This is a genomic window from Polaromonas sp. YR568 (genome assembly GCF_943372955.1).
Taxonomy (GTDB): Bacteria; Pseudomonadota; Gammaproteobacteria; order Burkholderiales; family Burkholderiaceae_C; genus Polaromonas.
Genome location: NZ_CALSAL010000004.1, coordinates 1 through 18658 on the forward strand (window position 1 = coordinate 1; position 18658 = coordinate 18658).

Below are 18658 nucleotides of genomic sequence, written 5' to 3' on the forward strand. Positions count from 1 at the left end.
CGGCAAGTACAAGTTTCGCCTGTTCCAGGGCGCGCCGGTGCAGTTCAAGGGCCAGCACATCCTGAACCTGGTGCTGGGCCTGGCCACGCTGTTCTTCATCGTGGGCTACACGATCAGCGAGGCACGCGTGGACTTCTGGCTGCTGCTGGCGCTGGCCTTTGTGCTGGGCGTACTCATCATCATCCCGATCGGCGGCGCCGACATGCCTGTTGTGGTGTCCATGCTCAACAGCTATTCGGGCTGGGCGGCCGCGGGCATTGGCTTCAGCCTGAACAACAGCATGCTGATCATCGCCGGCTCGCTGGTGGGCAGCTCGGGTGCGATCCTGAGCTACATCATGTGCAAGGCCATGAACCGCAGCTTCTTCAACGTGATCCTGGGCGGCTTTGGCGGGGAGGCCACCACGGCCGCAGCCGGTGGCGCAGTGCAGCGCACTGTAAAGAGCGGCAGCGCCGACGACGCGGCCTTTGTGCTGAGCAATGCCGAAACCGTGGTGATCGTGCCCGGCTACGGCCTGGCTGTGGCGCGCGCGCAGCATGCCGTGAAGGAACTGGCCGCCAAGCTGACCGAAAAGGGCATCACCGTCAAATACGCCATCCACCCCGTGGCCGGGCGCATGCCTGGGCACATGAACGTGCTGCTGGCCGAGGCCGAAGTGCCCTACGACCAGGTGTTCGAGATGGAAGACATCAACGCCGAGTTCGGACAGGCCGATGTGGCCATCATCCTGGGCGCCAACGACGTGGTGAACCCTGCGGCCCACACCAAGGGCAGCCCGATCTACGGGATGCCGATCCTCGAGGCCTACAAGGCCAAGACAGTGATCGTCAACAAGCGCTCGATGGCTGCCGGCTACGCGGGCCTCGACAACGAGCTCTTCTACATGGACAAGACCATGATGGTGTTCGGTGATGCGAAGAAGGTCATCGAAGACATGGGCAAGGCCATCGAGTAAGCGGTGCCGTAGCCGGGCCTGAGGGCGCAGCGGGTCTGCTCGTGACCGTCGATTCAAAATCGAAGGGACAACCGTGATGGATGCAGACCCGCCGCTTTCGCCCCTCCAAGCCGACCAGAGTCCGTCCAGCAGCCTGCTGGCCAATCTGCGCCTGGCGCTGATGCAGCACCCGCCGTTTGCGCAGATGTCGGCCGAGCATGTCGACTTCTTCCTCAGTCATTCCACCGAAAACTACTACGCCCCCGGCGAACGGCTGATCGACCCCGACAGCGGGCTGGTGCAACACCTGTTTTTCATTCGCCAGGGCGCAGTGATTGGCGAGCGTGGCCTGGCCGAGCTTTCGGGCGGCGCGTTTCATTACGAACCCGGGGAGTTGTTTCCGGTCAGTGCTGCGGTGGCCCAGCGGGCGGTCACGGCCAGCTACAAGGCGGTGGCCGACACCTTCGTGCTGGCCCTGCCGCTCGATGCGATGCGCGCGCTGGCTGTGCTCAGCCCGCCGTTTGCCGACTTCCTGAACCGGCGCATCCTGAAGTTTCTGGACCTCTCGCGGCGCGCGCTGCAGGTGGCCTATGCCTCGCAGGCCCTCGCGGAGCAGTCGCTGGAAACGCCGCTGGGTGACGTCGCGCGTCAGGCGCCTGTGACCTGCCTGCCCGACACACCGCTGCGCGAGGCGCTGGCGATGATGCACCAGCGGCGCATAGGCTCCATGCTGGTGACCGACGCGCAGCTGCAGCCCCTGGGCATCCTCACGCGCTACGACATCCTGGGCAAGGTCACGTTGCCGGGGCTGCCCCTTGACACCCCGATTGCCCAGGTGATGGTGCAACCGGTGCTGACGCTGGGTCACGAGCACACCGCCCTCGACGCGGCGTTGCTGATGAGCAAGCACGGTATCCGCCATGTGCCGGTGACACGCGGCGGGGCGGTGGTCGGGATGGTGTCGGAGCGCGATCTGTTCGCGATGCAGCGGCTCAGCCTGAAGCAGGTCAGCACCTCGATCCGGTCGGCGGTTGATGTGGAGACGCTCAAGCTGGTGGCACAGGACATGCGCCGGTTTGCGCACAGCCTGCTCGGCCAGGGTGTGCATGCGCGCCAGCTCACCGCGCTGATCAGCCACTTGAACGACGTGCTGACCGCGCGCCTGCTCGAGATCAAGGCGAAGGAGCATGGCATCGACCTGACGCGTCTCTGCTGGCTGGCGTTGGGATCGGAAGGGCGCAGCGAACAGACGATTGCCACCGATCAGGACAACGCACTGATCCTGCCGGACGACATCACGCCATCCGACCGCGAAGCGGCGTTGCGGTTCGCACGCGAGGTCAATCTGGCGCTGGACGTCTGTGGCTACCCCTTGTGCCGCGGCGGCATCATGGCCGGTGAGCCGGCCTGCTGCCTGACGCTGCGCCAGTGGCGCGAGCGCTTTGCGCACTGGATCGAACACGGCGCGCCGCAGGACTTGTTGCAGGCCAGCATTTACTTCGATTTCCGTGTGCTGTCTGGCGATGCGGGCCTGGCGGCGGCCCTGCGCCGCGAGGTCACCGACGCTGCGCGCCGCGCACCGCGCTTCATCAAGCAACTGACGCTCAATGCCCTGACCCACAGCGTGCCACTGAACTGGACCGGCAGCATCGCGGTGGACGATGCGGGGCTGATTGACCTCAAGCTGCAGGGTGCAGCGATTTTTGTCGATGTGGCGCGCATTTATTCACTGAGCCACGGCGTCACTGTCACCAATACCCGCGAGCGGCTGGAGGCAATTGGCGCGCTGCTTGGACTGGCCCCGCCGGAGTACGAGGCCTGGGTCAGCGGTTTTGAGTTTCTGCAGACCTTGCGGCTGCGCATCCAGCTCGAAGGTACGGCCTCGCCGCAACAGCCCAATCACATCGAAGTGGCGCGCCTGAACGACATCGACCGGCGCATCCTGCGCGAATCGTTTCGTGTGGCCCGTTCACTGCAGCAGCGCCTGCAAATGGACTACGCACGATGAACTGGGGCGACCGGCTGCGCGGCTGGTGGGGTGCCCGGGCGGCAGTGAACGAAGCGCGCTGGGTGGTGCTGGATGTCGAAACCAGCGGACTGGACCCGCAGCGCGACCAGTTGCTGGCGATTGCTGCCATTGCCGTTCAGGTGGATTGGGCGGCGCGGCGCGTGAGCGTCAGCCTTGGCGACAGCTTTGAGGTGGTGCTCCGCCAGTCGGATGTGGTCTCTGACAAGGGCAACATCCTGCTGCACGGCATTGGCCTGCAGCGCCAGCGCGAAGGGGAACCCATGCCCGACGGGTTGCGCGCGTTTGCAGAATTCGTCGGCAATTCGCCGCTGCTGGCTTTTCACGCGCCTTTCGACCAGGCCATGATTGGCCGTCATGCGCTGGCGCACCTGGGCGCTGCCCTGCCCAACCGCTGGCTTGATATCGAGCAGCTGTGTGCAGTCACCCACGAGACAGTCAGGGCACGTGCGCTGGACGAGTGGCTGGCCCACTTTGGCATCGTCTGCGCCAATCGGCATCAGGCCGCCGCCGACACACTGGCCGAGTGCGAGTTGTTGCTGCGCATCTGGCCTCGCGTGGCCACGCAGTGCGCATGCTGGCAGGACGTTGAAAAGCTGGCCGCCCGGCAGCGCTGGATTGCACGCGCCTGATGAGGGGGCGACAGGAGAGGGCGACAGCGTCGTCGAAATTAGGGAGGTGTCCCTTCTGATTTCCCGGGTTCCCTAGGGAAAACACAATAGCCATGCAGACGGCGCGCCGTGAGAATTCGTGGCAGTAAGAAAACAGTCAAGGAGAGACAACATGAATGCACCGATGAACGCGGCCCTCCTCGAGCGCCCCTGGCTCAAGGCCTATCCTCCGGGCGTCCCGGCTGACATCGACCCGTCGCAGTACGCGTCGCTGGTGGCGCTGATGGAGGAAAGCTTCCAGAAGTTCGGCAGCCGCGTGGCCTACAGCTTCATGGGCAAGGAAGTCACCTTTGCCCAGACCGACAGCCTGTCGGTTGCCTTGGGTGGCTACCTGCAGACGCTGGGTCTCTCCAAGGGCGACCGCATCGCCATCATGATGCCCAACGTGCCGCAGTATCCGGTGGCGGTCGCCGCCATCCTGCGCGCCGGTTATGTGGTGGTCAACGTCAATCCGCTGTACACGCCGCGCGAACTGGAGCACCAGCTCAAGGACTCGGGCTCCAAGGCCATCATCATCATCGAGAATTTCGCCAACACGCTGGAGCAGTGCATCGCGAACACGCCAGTCAAGCATGTGGTGTTGGCCGCCATGGGCGACCAGCTGGGCATGCTCAAGGGCGCGCTGGTGAACTACGTGGTACGTAACGTCAAGAAGATGGTGCCTGCGTTCAACCTGCCGACGGCCGTGCGCTTCAATGACGCGGTGGCCCGTGGTACCCGCGTCACGCTCAAGCGCCCCGACATCAAACCCGACGACGTGGCCGTGCTGCAGTACACCGGTGGCACCACCGGGGTATCGAAGGGCGCAGTGCTGCTGCACCGGAACATCATCGCCAACCTGCTGCAGTCCGAAGCCTGGAACAGCCCGGCCATGGCTACCATGCCGGCGGGCGAGCAGCCCACCTATGTGTGTGCCTTGCCGCTGTATCACATCTTCGCCTTCACGGTGAACATGATGCTGGGCATGCGCACCGGTGCCAAGAACATCCTGATTCCCAATCCGCGCGATCTGCCGGCGGTGCTCAAGGAGCTGTCCAAGCACCGCATCCACAGCTTCCCTGCCGTGAACACCCTGTTCAACGGCCTGGCCAACCACCCCGACTTCAATACCGTGGACTGGTCGCACCTGAAGGTGTCGCTCGGCGGCGGCATGGCCGTGCAGGGCGCGGTGGCCAAGCTGTGGCTGGAGAAAACCGGTTGCCCGGTCTGCGAAGGCTACGGCCTGTCGGAAACTTCTCCGTCGGCCAGCTGCAACCCGACCATCAGCAAGGCCTTCACCGGCACCATCGGGGTGCCGATTCCGGGCACCTGGTTCAAGTTGCTGGACGACGACGGCAACGAAGTGCCTCAGGGCCAGCCGGGCGAGATCGCCATCAAGGGCCCGCAGGTCATGGCCGGCTACTGGCAGCGGCCCGATGAGACCGCCAAGGTCATGACGCCCGACGGCTACTTCAAGTCCGGCGACATCGGCATCCTCGACGACCAGGGCTTCTTCAAGATCGTCGACCGCAAGAAAGACATGATTCTGGTCAGCGGCTTCAACGTCTACCCGAACGAGATCGAAGATGTGGTGGCCAAGCTCGACGGCGTGATGGAATGCGCCTGCGTTGGCGTGGCGGACGACAAGTCCGGCGAAGCCGTCAAGCTCGTTATCGTCAAGAAGAACCCCGACCTCACTGAAGCGCAGGTGCGCGAGTTCTGCAAAACCAATCTCACCGGCTATAAGCAGCCCAAGGTGGTGGAGTTCCGCACCGATCTGCCCAAGACGCCAGTGGGCAAGATTCTCCGCCGCGAGCTGCGCGACAAGAAATAAGCCGCACGTCGGCACGTGATTTTTCCGGGCGGCGCAAGTCGCCCTTTTTTTCGTCCGTGTCTCTGCCCTGTCAGCGCAGACGAGCGCAGTGTCACATGTGCCGTCAGTGCGTTCTGTATTCTGCCGTCTCCCTCTGTTTACCGGCAAAATCCCTTCATGTCTTTCATGCCCTCATCTGCCGGCTCCAACGTTGCACCGACCGCCATCCTTAGCGCCCTGCCGCAGGAGCAGCGCGGTCTGGTGGATGTGCTTCAGGCTCCCAGCCGTGTGACGCACGCCGGTCGGGAGTTCTGGCTCGGTCAGCTGCATGGGCACCCGGTGGTGCTGGCCTTGTCGCGAATCGGCAAGGTGGCCGCAGCCACCACGGCCAGCGCACTGATCGAGCGTTTCGGTGTCGGCCGCATCGTGTTCACCGGTGTGGCCGGCGGTCTGGGCCCGGCGGTGAATGTGGGGGATGTGGTGGTTGCCACCGATTTCGTGCAACACGACCTCGATGTCTCGCCCCTTTTTCCTCGATTCGAAGTGCCCTTTTACGGCAAAGCCCGTTTCGACGCTGATGAGGCACTGGGCGAGCTCATGTGGGCTGCCGCCAACCGGGTGCTCGCACGGCGTGGGCATGGCGACGAGTTTGCCGGTGCCCGGGTGCACCGGGGCCTGATTGCCAGCGGCGACCGCTTTGTCTCTGGCGGAGACGAGTCCAGTGCGTTGCACGGTGTGCTCACCGCTGCAGGGCATGCGGTGCTGGCCGTCGAGATGGAGTGCGCCGCCGTGGCACAGGTGTGTGTGGACTACGGCATTCCTTTCGCAGCCATGCGTACCATCTCCGACCGGGCCGATGACACTGCGCACGTGGATTTCGCGCATTTTGTCGAGCATGTGGCCAGCCGCTACGCGCGCGACATCATCGGGGATTTGCTGGCCACACTGCCAGGTCAGCCTTAGCGAGCGACCGCAGCAGCGTGCGGTGGCGCACGGCCATGGCTTACAAATCGTCGCAAATCCGCGTATCGCTGCGTACGGGGTGACAGAGTGCAAGGGGCCTGGCTGCAGGCGATGGCGCGTGGCACGACCCGCTATCATTGCCACATGCTCGAACAACGCATTGAACAGCACTTCATCGACAGCGCCGACCTGAAGTACCAGGCGGCTCAGGTCTTGTCCAAGCCGATTGCGGCGGCGGTCCAAGCCATCCTCGCCAGTGTGACCAGCGGCGGCAAGGTCCTGGCCTGTGGCAACGGGGGCTCGGCGGCAGACGCCCAGCATTTCGCAGCCGAGTTTGTCGGCCGCTATGAGCGGGAGCGGCCTGAACTGGGCGCAATTGCGCTGACGACCGACAGCTCCATCCTCACCGCGATTGGCAACGACTACGACTTCAGCGTGATCTTCTCCAAGCAGGTGCGTGCGCTCGGCGGCGCCGGCGACGTGCTGCTGGCCATCAGCACCAGCGGCAACTCGGCGAATGTGCTGGCGGCCGTCGAGGCGGCGCATGAGCGCGAGATGACGGTGGTGGCGCTGACCGGCCGGGGTGGCGGCAAGATGACCCAGGCGCTGCGCGAGACCGATGTGCACATCTGCGTGCCGCATGAGCGCACTGCCCGTATCCAGGAAGTGCATCTTCTTGTCCTGCATTGCATTTGCGATGGTGTGGACACCCAGTTACTTGGTGATCAGGAGTCTTCAGCATGAAACGTATCGCGATCCGGCGTCTGGCCCTGACGGCCCTGACCGCCGCCACACTGTCCGTTGTCCTGACGGGCTGTTTCCCGATCCTTGCCGGCGGTGTCGCCGGTGGCGCCCTGGTGGCGACGGACCGCCGCACCTCGGGTGCCCAGCTCGAGGACGAAGGCATCGAGCTGCGTGCTGCCAGCCGCATCCGCACCAACGTGGGTGACCGCGTGCATGTGAATGTGGCCAGCTACAACCGCCAGGTCCTGCTGACCGGCGAGGTGCCCAATGAACAGGACAAGCAACTGGTCGAGCAGATCGTGACCCGTGTGGAGAACGTCACTGGCGTGGTGAACGAGCTGGCCATCAGCGGTAATTCCACGCTGGCGCAGCGCTCTTCCGACGCGCTGGTCACCGGACGCGTCAAGGCGAACCTGCTGGACGCGAGGGACCTGTTCTCGAACGCCTTCAAGGTCGTTACCGAGCGCGGCACCACTTACCTGATGGGGCGCGTGACCCAGCGCGAGGCGGATCGCGCCACGGCACTGGTCCGCTCCACGCCGGGCGTGCAGCGGGTGGTGCGCATGTTTGAAATCATCAGCGAAGACGAATTGGCGCGCATGCTGCCGACCCCAGCCAAGCCGCAGCCGGCGACTGCCAACAAACCATAAAAACCCCCGTCCAGGCTCACTGCGTGTAGCCTGTTCTCCCAAGGGGCGGCGCCTGCGGTCCGGCAAAGCCAGTCCCGCAGCACCTGCTGGTGATTGCCACCCGGACGAGAGGGGAGGCGCGAAGGCCCTTTTCGTTGATGGCCGTGGCTGATTACTTCAGCCGGCGAATCAGGCTGGAGGTGTCCCAGCGCTGGCCGCCCATGGCCTGCACGTCGGCATAGAACTGGTCCACCAGTGCAGTGACGGGCAGGCGTGCTCCGTTGCGTTTGGACTCATCCAGCACGAGGCCGAGGTCCTTGCGCATCCAGTCCACCGCAAAACCGAAGTCGAACTTGTCAGCCACCATGGTCTTGCCGCGGTTGTCCAGCTGCCAGCTTTGGGCGGCGCCCTTGCCAATCACGTCCAGCACCAGGTTCACGTCAAGCCCGGCTTTCTGGCCGAAGGCAATCGCCTCGCTCAGCCCCTGCACCAGACCGGCGATGCAGATCTGGTTGACCATCTTGGTGAGCTGGCCGGCGCCGCTGTCGCCCATCAGGGTGAAGGCCTTGGAAAAAGCCATGCCCGCAGGACGCACCGCGTCAAAAGCGGCCTTGTCGCCACCGCACATGACGGTGAGCGCGCCATTTTGTGCACCGGCCTGACCGCCCGACACCGGCGCATCGACAAAGTGCAGACCGAGGTTTTTGGCGGCGGTGTACAGCTCGCGCGCCACACTGGCCGAGGCGGTGGTGTGGTCCACGAACACCGCGCCGGGCTTCATGCCTGCCAGTGCACCATTGGCGCCCAGCACCACGCCGCGCAGGTCGTCGTCGTTGCCGACGCAGCAAAAGACGATGTCGGCGCCCGCTGCCGCTTCGCGGGGCGTGGCTGCTGACTGGCCCTTGAACTCAGCCACCCAGGCCTCGGCCTTCGCCGCGCTGCGGTTGTACACGGTGACGTGATGCCCTGCCAGCGCCAGATGGCCAGCCATGGGAAAGCCCATGACGCCAAGGCCCAGAAAGGCAACCTTGCAGGGGGTGGAGGGTTCGTAGGTTTTGGTGTTTGTCGAAGACATCGGTCGCGGCTCCTGGAGTGAAGAGGCAATTCTAGGCGCGCAGCTCACAACGTGTAGTGAGCCACCCCATCGCCGAACGACCAGTTCTCTCGCAGGGTTTCGACCAGGCTGATGAGCACGTCCGATGGGCCCACTTGCGCCGCCGCGGACACGTCGCGTGCAATCATGGCGTACAGGGCGCGCTTCTGCTGAAGCGTGCGGCCAGGCGCCAGGAAGATCTGGATGAAAAGCGCCTGCGCGGTGTGCTTGACGCCCAGGTACTCGGGCGTGCAGACGATGGCGCCCGGCGGATGTCGGGTAATCAACTGGAATTTGTCATCGACCGGGACGGCGATGGTTTCGACCATCGCGTCGTGCACGGCATCACCGATGGGGTGGGCGCGCTCCGGTGCGATCGTTGGCGGCAATTCAATGCGAACATAAGGCATGGCATTCTCCTGAAGGAATGCCCGACTGTGCCCGGCGTTAGCCAGATGCGAAACGCTGCCCTGTGCAAATCGGTTTTGCGGGCAGCGCAACGCCGTTAAACGATCGCGAAGTTCTCCGTGCCGGCCGACAGGTCGCTGGACTTGGCGCGCTGGGAGTTGAGCTTGATCTGCAGGCGCAGGTCGTTCACCGAGTCGGCATTGCGTAGCGCGTCTTCGTAGGTGATGTGACTGGCCTCGAAGGCGTCGAACAGCGCCTGGTCGAAAGTCTGCATGCCCAGGTTGCGGCTCTTTTTCATGATCTCCTTGATCTCGGAAACATCACCTTTGAAGATCAGGTCGGAAATCAGCGGCGAGTTGAGCATCACTTCCACCGCTGCAAAACGGCCCTTGCCGTCCTGCTTGGGCACCAGCCGCTGCGAGATCATCGCCTTGAGGTTGAGCGACAGGTCCATCAGCAACTGGGCGCGGCGCTCTTCCGGGAAGAAGTTGATCACGCGGTCCAGCGCCTGGTTGGCGCTGTTGGCATGCAGCGTGGCCAGGCACAGGTGACCGGTTTCGGCAAAGGCGATGGCATGCTCCATGGTTTCACGGTCGCGAATCTCGCCCATCAGGATGACATCGGGCGCCTGGCGCAGGGTGTTCTTCAGCGCGGCTTCCCAGCTGTCGGTGTCCAGACCCACTTCACGTTGCGTGATCACGCAGTTCTTGTGCGCGTGCACGAACTCGACCGGGTCTTCAATCGTGATGATGTGGCCGTAGGACTGCTCATTGCGCCAGTCCACCATGGCGGCCAGCGTCGTGGATTTACCGGAGCCGGTGGCGCCCACCAGAATCGTCAGGCCGCGCTTGGACATCACCACGTCCTTTAGCACCTGCGGCACGCCCAGCCCGTCGATGGTGGGCAGCGTGGCCGGAATCGTCCGCATCACCATGCCGACCTTGCCCTGCTGCACAAAGGCATTCACACGGAAGCGGCCCACGCCGGGCGGCGAGATGGCGAAGTTGCATTCCTTGGTGCGCTCGAACTCGGCGGCCTGCTTGTCGTTCATGATGGCGCGCGCCAGCGCCAGCGTGTGCCCGGCATTGAGCGGCTGCGGCGACACCTTGGTCACCTTGCCGTCGACCTTCATCGCGGGCGGAAAGTCACCGGTGATGAACAGGTCACTGCCATTGCGGCTGACCATCAGCTTGAGCAGATCGTTGATGAATTTACTGGCCTGGTCGCGTTCCATGAACGACTCCTAAAAAATACTGCCCCCACGCTCCCCACTTCGTGTGGTTCGCTGCCCCCCGAGGGGGCCGCTCCGCCTGCGGCCCGGCAAAGCCGGTTCCGCGGCTCCTGCTTGAAGGGAACAAGTCCGTTCTGCGAGTGTGGCCCATGTTCACCCTGGAAAGTTCTCGGGGATTTTGGCCTTGCTGCGCGCCTCGGCAGCGGAGATCACATTGCGCTTGACCAAGTCAGTCAGGTTCTGGTCCAGCGTCTGCATGCCCACGCTGTTGCCAGTCTGGATGGACGAGTACATCTGCGCCACCTTGGCTTCACGGATCAGGTTGCGGATGGCGCTGGTGCCGAGCATGATCTCGTGCGCCGCCACGCGGCCCTGGCCGTCCTTGGTCTTGCACAGCGTCTGCGAAATCACCGCCTGCAGCGATTCAGACAGCATGGCGCGGATCATTTCCTTTTCTTCGGCGGGGAACACGTCAATGATCCGGTCTACCGTCTTGGCGGCGCTCGAGGTGTGCAGCGTACCGAACACCAGGTGGCCGGTTTCAGCGGCGGACATGGCGAGGCGAATGGTTTCCAGATCGCGCATCTCGCCGACCAGAATCGCGTCGGGGTCTTCCCGCAGTGCAGACTTCAACGCGGCATTGAAGCTCAGCGTGTGCGGGCCGACCTCGCGCTGGTTGACCAGGCATTTCTTGGATTCGTGCACGAACTCGATCGGGTCTTCCACCGTGAGGATGTGGCCGTACTCGGTCTCGTTCAGGAAGTTGACCATGGCCGCCAGCGTGGTGGACTTGCCCGAGCCGGTCGGGCCGGTGACCAACACCATGCCGCGCGGCTTGAGCGCCAGATCGCCGAAGATCTTGGGCGCGTTCAGCTGCTCCAGCGAAAGAATCTTGGAGGGAATCGTCCGCAGCACGGCACCGGCACCGCGGTTCTGGTTGAAGGCGTTGACGCGAAAGCGCGCCAGGCCGTCAATCTCGAACGAGAAGTCGACCTCGAGGAATTCCTCGTAGGTCTTGCGCTGGGTGTCGTTCATGATGTCGTACACCATGGAATGCACCTGCTTGTGGTCCAGCGGATCGATGTTGATGCGGCGCACATCGCCGTGCACGCGGATCATCGGGGGCAGCCCAGCCGACAGGTGCAGGTCAGAGGCTTTGTTCTTGACGCTAAAGGCCAACAGTTGGGTGATGTCCATCCCTCGGGATCCTTGCTAGTCGGTGTTCATGGCAGGGTGCGGCGTCCAGACGCGCAGTGTCCAGACCGGTTTACAGTTCGATTATGACCATGATTGTGCGTAATCTCCAAGGTGTGCGCGACCGCATCACCACCGCCTGCGTGGCCGCTGGCCGCGACCCTGCTGCGGTGCGTCTGCTGGCGGTCTCCAAAACCTTTGGTGCCGATGCGGTGATCGACGCCATGTCTGACGGTCAGCGGGCATTTGGCGAAAACTACGTGGCCGAGGGCGTCGAGAAAATCCTGGCGCTGCGGGCCTGGCAGGGCGATCACCCCGGCTCTGTTGGTGCCCCGCTGGAGTGGCATTGCATCGGTCCGCTGCAGAGCAACAAGACCCGGCTGGTGGCCGAGCATTTTGATTGGGTGCAGTCGGTGGACCGCCTGAAGATCGCGCAGCGCCTGAGCGAGCAGCGGCCGCCAGAGTTGCCACCGCTGCAGCTGTGTCTGCAGGTCAATATCGACGGCGGCGCCAACAAGTCCGGTGTGTCGCCCGATGAAGCCCTCGCGCTGGCGCGGGAGGTGGCGGCGCTCCCGTGCTTGACGCTGCGCGGCCTGATGGCGATTCCGGAGCCTGCCGACAGCTTTGAGGCGGCGCTCGCCGTTCACCGCCAGACCAAAGACCTGTTCGACAGCATCAACGCCGCCGGCTTTTTGCCCAGGCCGATGGACACCCTGTCGATGGGCATGACGTCGGATCTGGAAGCGGCCATTCACGCGGGCAGCACCATGGTGCGGGTGGGCACGGCCATTTTTGGTGGCCGGGGCTGAGTCAGCGCCTGGGCCGGTGTCATGTGTCGGGTGGCTGCCGCAGCCGGATCGGGCCCGTCCACGGGCCCTGCGGTGACACGGCGACGCCGCGCTGCGTGATCTCGATCTCACCCTGAGTCGCCAGCCGGGAGGCCACCTCGCGCACCTGCGGCATCAGCTGTCGCCAGTGGTCGGGCGCCAGCCTGCGTGCCACCTCGGACGGGCAGGCGCTGGACGATGCCCCGCGCTGGCTTACCAGCGCGAGCACCGCATCGGCAATCGCCTTGTTGTCTGGAGTTTCCATGGGGTGTGCCGCACGGTGGTCCAGTCGGCCGGCCCGTGATGAAACCCTTACTTCTTCGGCATCGTCATCGGCTTGATGGCACCGCAGTCGCTGCCCAGCCACTTGCCCGAAGCGTCCATGGTCATGGTTTTGGGGCCGCCCTGGCCACTGCTGTTGATCTTCATCTTCATCGTGTAAGCGCTGTCACCGGAGAACGTCATCTGGCCCTCGCCGCTGGAAGGCGGGTTGGTGCAGGTGAACTTCATCTTCATGCCGGTGGCGGTCTTGTCGCTGGTCGTGGTGGTGCAGTTGCCCTGCTGCTGCATCGGCACCTCGTTGCGTTCGGCCATCTCCTTGGTCATGCACATCTTCATGACCATGCCGCCGTTGGCCGCACCGCCCATGCTCATGCCCTGCTTGGCCATCATGTCTTCCATCTGCTTGCGCTGCGCAGGCGACATGCTGGCCATCTGCTGCTGCATCTGGGCCATGGCCTTGTCCATCTCGGGGCTGCCGCCCATCTTGTTGTTCACTTCCCAGAGGCCCGGCTTCATGCTCTGGGCGTGGGCGGTTGAGGCGGCGGCCAGCACCAGTGCGGTGGTGCACAGCAGGCGGCGGTGGTTCATGAGGGGTCTCCCGGAAGTTGGCAATGAGCCGGATTATTGGTCCGGCGCCTCAGTCTGTAAATCACCTGCGTGGCCTGATCACCGCGCGTACCGTGCGGCGATGGGTCGCTAGTACAGGCGTCAACGCATGAACTTGCCGCCGCGCCCGATGATGGTGAGGTCGGTGTAGCGCGAGCCCTCGTGTTCCTTCGGCCCGTAGTTGATGGTGAAGCCGCCCATGTTCAGGTCGCGCAGCGACTCCAGCGCCGTCATCAGGCCGTCCCGGGTGAGGTTCTTGCCGGTGCGGCGCAGCCCTTCGGTGAACACCTTGGCGGCCAGAAAGCCCTCCATGCTGGAGAAGTCGAATTCCTTCTGACCGGCCTCCGTCATGCGCTGCTGGTATTCACGCACCACGACCGACGACGCGATGTAGGGGAAGGGCACCACCTGCGAAATCGTCACCCCGACACCCGCGTCGCCCAGTTCATTGGCCAGCGCCTGCGAACCGACAAAGCTCACATTGAAAAACTGTCCGCCGTAGGCTTTGGCGCGGGCCTGCTTGATCAGTGCCGCGCAGGATTTGTAGGCGCTGATCTGGATCACTGCCTCGGGCGCCGCCTTCAGGATTTCGGCCAGTGCCGCTGTCACGTCCACGCTGTTACGCTCCACCGTCACGGCTGCTGCCGGCTTGAGGTTGCGCTTGGTCAGCGCCCGCTCCACCCCGGCCAGCCCGGCCTTGCCGTAGGAGTCGTTCTGGTAGAACACGGCGATCTTCTTGATGCCCAGTGTGCTGAGGTGCTGCACGATGCGCTCGGTCTCGTCGAAGTAGCTGGCGCGCACGTGGAACAGGTTGCGGTTGAAGGGCTCGCGCAGCGCCTGCGCGCCGGTGAACGGGCCGATCAGCGGAATGCCTGCGGCGTTGATCGCCGGAACTGCCGCCAGCGTGGTCGGTGTGCCGACCGAGCCGATCAGCGCAAACACCTTGTCTTCTTCAATCAGTGCCTTCACGGCGGCGGCCGCTTTTTCGGGCTCGTAGCCGTCGTCGCGCGAGATCAGCTTGAGCTGGCGGCCGTTGATGCCGCCGGCCGCATTCACCGCACTGAAATGCGCGAGGATGCCGACCTGCATGCGCTTGCCGAGTTCTGCCGCCGGGCCGGTCTGCGCTGCGAACTGGCCGATGCGGATTTCGTTGTCGCTCACGCCGGGGTCGGCGGCTTGCGCGGTCACTGCGCTCCATCCAAGAAGCAATGCCAATAGGGCGGGCCATGGTTTGAGCGTCATCGCAGTTTCCTTTCGGGTCATGACTGGAAGCGCGGATCGTGTGGATCGCGCTGATCGTGCACAGGGCCGAACACCGCAGTGTTCGGGCTGTACAACTTAACGCACTCGCTCACACATGGCAATACAAATGCGGCGCTTTGCCGCAGTGATTAAATCCCCAGTGCCAGCCGCTGCGTACTTTTGACTTCTTCCATCACTGCGTACGTACGCGTTTCTCTTACACCGGGCAATTGCCACAGCACCGTGCCCGCAAAAGACCGGTAGGCCGCCATGTCGGCCATGCGGGTTTTGAGCAGGTAATCAAAGCCGCCGGCGACCATGTGGCATTCCATGATTTCGTGGCGCACCTGCACCGCGGCCTTGAAGGCCTCGAACACGTTGGGCGTGGTGCGGTCCAGCAGCACTTCAACAAACACCATCATGCCGGCGCCCAGTTTGAGGGGATTCAGCAGCGCCTCGTAGCCGAGGATGTAGCCGTCGCGGCTGAGGCGCTGCACGCGTGCCAGCACGGCTGTGGGCGACAGCGCCACGCTCTCGGCCAGCTTCAGGTTGGAGATGCGCCCGTCCTGCTGCAGGACATTCAGGATTTTCAGGTCGATGCGGTCGAGATCGGGCGAGGGTTCGAACATGGATAGTGAAATATTCGGTAAAAGCCTTGAATTTAGCGTGAAATTCATCGGCACTGCAAGCAACATAGGCGAATTGTCGGTGGCCAAAGCCACCTTGCCGAATGATTCCTCAGGAGCTTTTCATGTTCACCTCACCCCGCCTGCCTTCCCCGTACCGCCCCGAAGCCGACATCGTTGCCACTGACCTGCAGCGGCTGGCCGGTGCGCTCGACTGGGCCGCTGCCGCCCAGTCGGCCCAGCCTTGGGTGCAGGCGGTGCGCGACAACCCGCCGCCGTTCTGGGCCATGGAAAGCCTGCTCAAGGAGTACCCGATTTCCAGCGCTGAAGGCCTGGCGCTGATGCGGCTGGCTGAGGCCCTGCTGCGTGTGCCCGACGCCGAAACCGCGATTGCGCTGACGGCCGACCAGCTGGGCCGGGCCGACTTTGACGGCGCGGGCGACGGCGTGATGGCGCGCCTGTCGGCGTCGGCGATTGCCATGTCCAAGATGTTTTTGCCGGAGGGGGGCCAGCCCAACATCATGAGCAAGCTGGGCGCGCGCACCGTGGTGGCGGCGACCTTGCGCGCGGTGCAGCTGCTGGGTCGGCAGTTTGTGCTCGGGCAAACGATTGGCGACGCGATGGACGAGGCCGACGATGCCCGAAAGAAAATTTCCGGTTTGCGTTTCAGCTACGACATGCTGGGAGAGGGCGCCCGCACCGACAAGGACGCACTGCGCTATCTGGCCAGCTACACCGACGCGATCCAGGCGATTGCCAAGGGCGCGCAGACGAATTTGGCCACCGAGCAGAACGACGGCATCTCCATCAAGCTCAGTGCGCTGCACCCGCGCTATGAAGACGCCCAGCGCGACCGCGTGATGGCCGAACTGGTGCCGCGTGTCTGGGGGCTGTGCGAACTGTCGGCCCGCGCCAACATCAACCTCACCATCGACGCCGAAGAGGTGGACCGGCTGGAGCTCTCGCTCGACGTGTTCGAGGCGCTGGCCGCGCAAGTGGCGCAGCACCACCCGCAGTGGCAGGGCTTTGGTCTGGCGATGCAGGCCTACCAGACCCGCGCGCTGGAACTCATTGAGCACGTCACCGCAATTGCGCGCAAATACCAGCTGCGCCTGATGTGCCGTCTGGTCAAGGGCGCTTACTGGGATTCCGAAATCAAGCGTGCGCAGGAAATGGGTCTGCCGCACTACCCGGTGTTCACGCACAAGCACCACACCGATGTGTCCTACCTCGCCTGCGTGCAGGCCCTGCTCGATGCGCCCGATGCCATCTACCCGCAGTTTGCCGGCCACAACGCCGCGACGATTGCCGCCATCCTGCAGATGGCTTCGCGCAACGCAGTACCCTTCGAACTGCAGCGCCTTCACGGCATGGGCGAAGGCGTGTTCCGCGAGGTGCTGAAGAACCCGCTGATCAGCTGCCGTGTGTATGCCCCAGTCGGCGCGCACCGCGACCTGCTGGCCTACCTGGTGCGCCGTCTGCTGGAGAACGGCGCCAACTCCTCCTTTGTGCACCAGCTCGCCGACGAGTCGGTGGGTATGGGCGAGCTGCTGACCTCGCCGCTGCGCTTGGAGCCTGAGCCATCGCTGCCCTTGCCGCCCGCCCTCTACGGCGCTGACCGTCCCAACAGCCTGGGCCTCGACCTCACGGTGCAAAGCATGCGCGCGCCGCTGTTGGCGGCCTTGAACACCACCACGGTGCCCCTGGTGCCGGTGTTTGACCACACACAGGCGGCAGCGGCCGTGAAGCGCGCGGTGGCCAGCCAGCCCGCGTGGAACACCCTGCCGGTGGGTGAACGTGCCGCCGTGTTGCGGCGCGCGGCCGACGCGCTGCAGCAGCAGATGCCCACCTTCTGCGCCCTGCTGATCAAGGAAGCCTTCAAGACCTGGGGCGATGCGGTGTCGGAAGTGCGCGAGGCGGTTGATTTCCTGCGCTACTACGCCAACGAAGCCGAGCGCATCATGCAACCCGTGGCCTTGCCTGGCCCGACCGGCGAGACCAATGCCCTGCGGCTGACGGCGCGCGGCGCCTGGGTCTGCATCAGCCCGTGGAATTTCCCGCTGGCGATTTTCATGGGCCAGGTGGCAGCGGCGCTCGCCACCGGCAATGCGGTGCTGGCCAAGCCTGCCGAGCAGACGCCGGGTGTTGCTGCAGCGGCGGTGGATCTGATGCATGCCGCTGGCGTGCCTGCGGGTGTGCTGCAGTTGCTGCACGGCCCGGGTGAAACCGTGGGCGCGGCGCTGGTTGCAGCGCCGCAGGTGGCCGGTGTGGTGTTCACCGGCTCCACCCAGGTCGCGAGAATCATCAACCGCGCGCTGGCCGCCAAAGAGGGCCCCATCGTGCCGCTGATCGCCGAGACCGGCGGCATCAATGCCATGCTGGTTGACAGCACCGCGCTGCCCGAGCAGGTAGTTGACGCGGTGGTGCAAAGCGCCTTCCGCTCGGCCGGCCAGCGCTGCTCCGCCCTGCGCCTGCTGTGCCTGCACGAAGGCATTGCCGACCATGTGATCGAGATGATCGAAGGCGCCGCAAAAGAACTGGTGGTGGGCGCCACCGCCGATCTGGCCACCGACCTCGGTCCGGTGATTGACCGCGAGGCTTACGACAACATCCAGCGGCATCTGCAGCGCCTGGGCGCATCGGCCCGTGTGCTGAACACATCAGGGCGCGCAACCGCTGCCCTGCCGCACGTGATTGCCCCCACAGCGTTTGAAGTGCCACGCCTCGCCGATGTGAAAGACGAAATCTTCGGCCCGGTGCTGCAGATCGTGCGCTGGGGCAGCGGCGAGCTGGCCACCCCCGAGGCGGTGATTGCCCAGATCAACGCGCTGGGCTACGGCCTCACGCTGGGCGTCCAGACCCGCATCGATTCCCGCGCACAAGCGCTCGCCGCTGCTGCGCACGTGGGCAACATCTACGTGAACCGCAACATGATTGGCGCGGTGGTGGGGGTGCAGCCGTTTGGTGGTGAGGGCCTGTCAGGCACCGGACCGAAGGCGGGTGGGCCGCATTATCTGTATCGTTTTTGTGCGGAGCAGACGGTGACGGTGAATACGACGGCGGCGGGGGGGAATGCGGCGTTGTTGGCGGGTGTTCGGTGAGTTTCGGGTTTGTTGTTTAGGCCTGAGGCCGGGACTCGCCCCGGCGGGCGACTTACTTTCTCTTGCTTCGCCAAAGAAAAGTACCCAAAAGAAAGGCGACCCGAAGTCTGGGTCCCTGCGCTTGCGCTACGGGCAACCTGCGCTGCTCGACTCCGGCGGGGGTCCGCAGAACTCGCTGCGCTCAAATAACTGCGGCCCTGACCCCGCCTCCATCTGCGCTGCTCGGCCCAGCCACACGGGGCAAGCGGGAGCGGAAACCAATACAAACAAGGGCACGCCGCAGCGTGTC

The 18658-nt window shown here is 64.3% G+C and carries 17 protein-coding genes; 9 read left to right on the forward strand and 8 right to left on the reverse strand.

Translation table 11 applies throughout. From position 1 onward, the window contains the following. The 7 genes from AAG793_RS11690 to AAG793_RS11720 form a co-directional block, all read left to right on the forward strand. The coding region (locus AAG793_RS11690) for an NAD(P)(+) transhydrogenase (Re/Si-specific) subunit beta (protein ID WP_341908439.1) at window positions 1-955 on the forward strand (955 nt) is incomplete at its 5' end. 76 nt (window positions 956-1031) lie between these two features. After that, entirely contained in the window at window positions 1032-2942 is a 1911-nt protein-coding gene (locus AAG793_RS11695; protein WP_341908441.1) for a DUF294 nucleotidyltransferase-like domain-containing protein, read from the forward strand. Further along, the gene (locus tag AAG793_RS11700; protein ID WP_341908443.1) at window positions 2939-3592 is read left to right on the forward strand and encodes a 3'-5' exonuclease; all 654 of its coding nucleotides are present in this window, start codon (window positions 2939-2941) and stop codon (window positions 3590-3592) included. The genes AAG793_RS11695 and AAG793_RS11700 overlap by 4 nt, the downstream gene beginning before the upstream one ends. Before the next feature lie 163 nt (window positions 3593-3755). Then, complete coding sequence (locus tag AAG793_RS11705) at window positions 3756-5444, forward strand: long-chain-fatty-acid--CoA ligase (RefSeq protein WP_341908677.1); 1689 nt, start codon at window positions 3756-3758, stop codon at window positions 5442-5444. 156 nt (window positions 5445-5600) lie between these two features. Then, on the forward strand, window positions 5601-6386 hold the full coding sequence (locus tag AAG793_RS11710; protein WP_341908445.1) for a 5'-methylthioadenosine/adenosylhomocysteine nucleosidase: 786 nt from the start codon (window positions 5601-5603) through the stop codon (window positions 6384-6386). A gap of 144 nt (window positions 6387-6530) precedes the next feature. Beyond that, on the forward strand, window positions 6531-7130 hold the full coding sequence (locus AAG793_RS11715; protein WP_341908447.1) for a phosphoheptose isomerase: 600 nt from the start codon (window positions 6531-6533) through the stop codon (window positions 7128-7130). Next, window positions 7127-7780: a BON domain-containing protein gene (locus tag AAG793_RS11720; RefSeq protein ID WP_341908449.1), complete on the forward strand. Its 654-nt coding sequence runs from the start codon at window positions 7127-7129 to the stop codon at window positions 7778-7780. Before AAG793_RS11715 ends, AAG793_RS11720 begins: the two co-directional genes overlap by 4 nt. Window positions 7781-7931: 151 nt before the next feature. On the opposite strand, the gene AAG793_RS11725 is transcribed toward AAG793_RS11720, so the two are convergent. The 4 genes from AAG793_RS11725 to AAG793_RS11740 all read right to left on the reverse strand — a co-directional run bounded on the left by AAG793_RS11725 (window position 7932) and on the right by AAG793_RS11740 (window position 11688). Next, on the reverse strand, window positions 7932-8834 hold the full coding sequence (locus tag AAG793_RS11725) for an NAD(P)-dependent oxidoreductase (RefSeq protein WP_341908451.1): 903 nt from the start codon (window positions 8832-8834) through the stop codon (window positions 7932-7934). Between the two features lie 44 nt (window positions 8835-8878). Next, a complete protein-coding gene (locus AAG793_RS11730) occupies window positions 8879-9262 on the reverse strand; it encodes a tautomerase family protein (RefSeq protein ID WP_341908453.1) in 384 nt (127 codons plus the stop codon). A 95-nt stretch (window positions 9263-9357) separates the two neighbouring features. After that, entirely contained in the window at window positions 9358-10494 is a 1137-nt protein-coding gene (locus tag AAG793_RS11735) for a PilT/PilU family type 4a pilus ATPase (RefSeq protein ID WP_341908455.1), read from the reverse strand. Window positions 10495-10644: 150 nt separating this feature from the next. Further along, complete coding sequence (locus AAG793_RS11740; protein ID WP_341908458.1) at window positions 10645-11688, reverse strand: type IV pilus twitching motility protein PilT; 1044 nt, start codon at window positions 11686-11688, stop codon at window positions 10645-10647. An 83-nt stretch (window positions 11689-11771) separates the two neighbouring features. Here AAG793_RS11740 and AAG793_RS11745 point away from each other — a divergent pair, with 83 nt between their 5' ends. Next, entirely contained in the window at window positions 11772-12494 is a 723-nt protein-coding gene (locus tag AAG793_RS11745) for a YggS family pyridoxal phosphate-dependent enzyme (RefSeq protein WP_341908460.1), read from the forward strand. Window positions 12495-12513: 19 nt separating this feature from the next. Here AAG793_RS11745 and AAG793_RS11750 read toward each other — a convergent pair whose 3' ends face one another. From AAG793_RS11750 to AAG793_RS11765, 4 genes are all read right to left on the reverse strand, one after another. Next, window positions 12514-12777 (reverse strand): DUF3253 domain-containing protein, encoded by a 264-nt coding sequence (locus AAG793_RS11750; RefSeq protein ID WP_341908462.1) that lies wholly within the window; start codon window positions 12775-12777, stop codon window positions 12514-12516. Window positions 12778-12824: 47 nt separating this feature from the next. Beyond that, window positions 12825-13382, reverse strand: a complete 558-nt coding sequence (locus AAG793_RS11755) for a DUF3617 domain-containing protein (protein WP_341908463.1) — start codon at window positions 13380-13382, stop codon at window positions 12825-12827. A 120-nt stretch (window positions 13383-13502) separates the two neighbouring features. Continuing rightward, entirely contained in the window at window positions 13503-14642 is a 1140-nt protein-coding gene (locus AAG793_RS11760; RefSeq protein WP_341908466.1) for an ABC transporter substrate-binding protein, read from the reverse strand. A gap of 149 nt (window positions 14643-14791) precedes the next feature. After that, a complete protein-coding gene (locus AAG793_RS11765; protein ID WP_341908468.1) occupies window positions 14792-15271 on the reverse strand; it encodes an Lrp/AsnC ligand binding domain-containing protein in 480 nt (159 codons plus the stop codon). A gap of 122 nt (window positions 15272-15393) precedes the next feature. Between AAG793_RS11765 and AAG793_RS11770 the strand changes: the two genes are divergently transcribed. Then, a complete protein-coding gene (locus AAG793_RS11770; protein ID WP_341908470.1) occupies window positions 15394-18369 on the forward strand; it encodes an L-glutamate gamma-semialdehyde dehydrogenase in 2976 nt (991 codons plus the stop codon). Window positions 18370-18658: the final 289 nt, after the last annotated feature.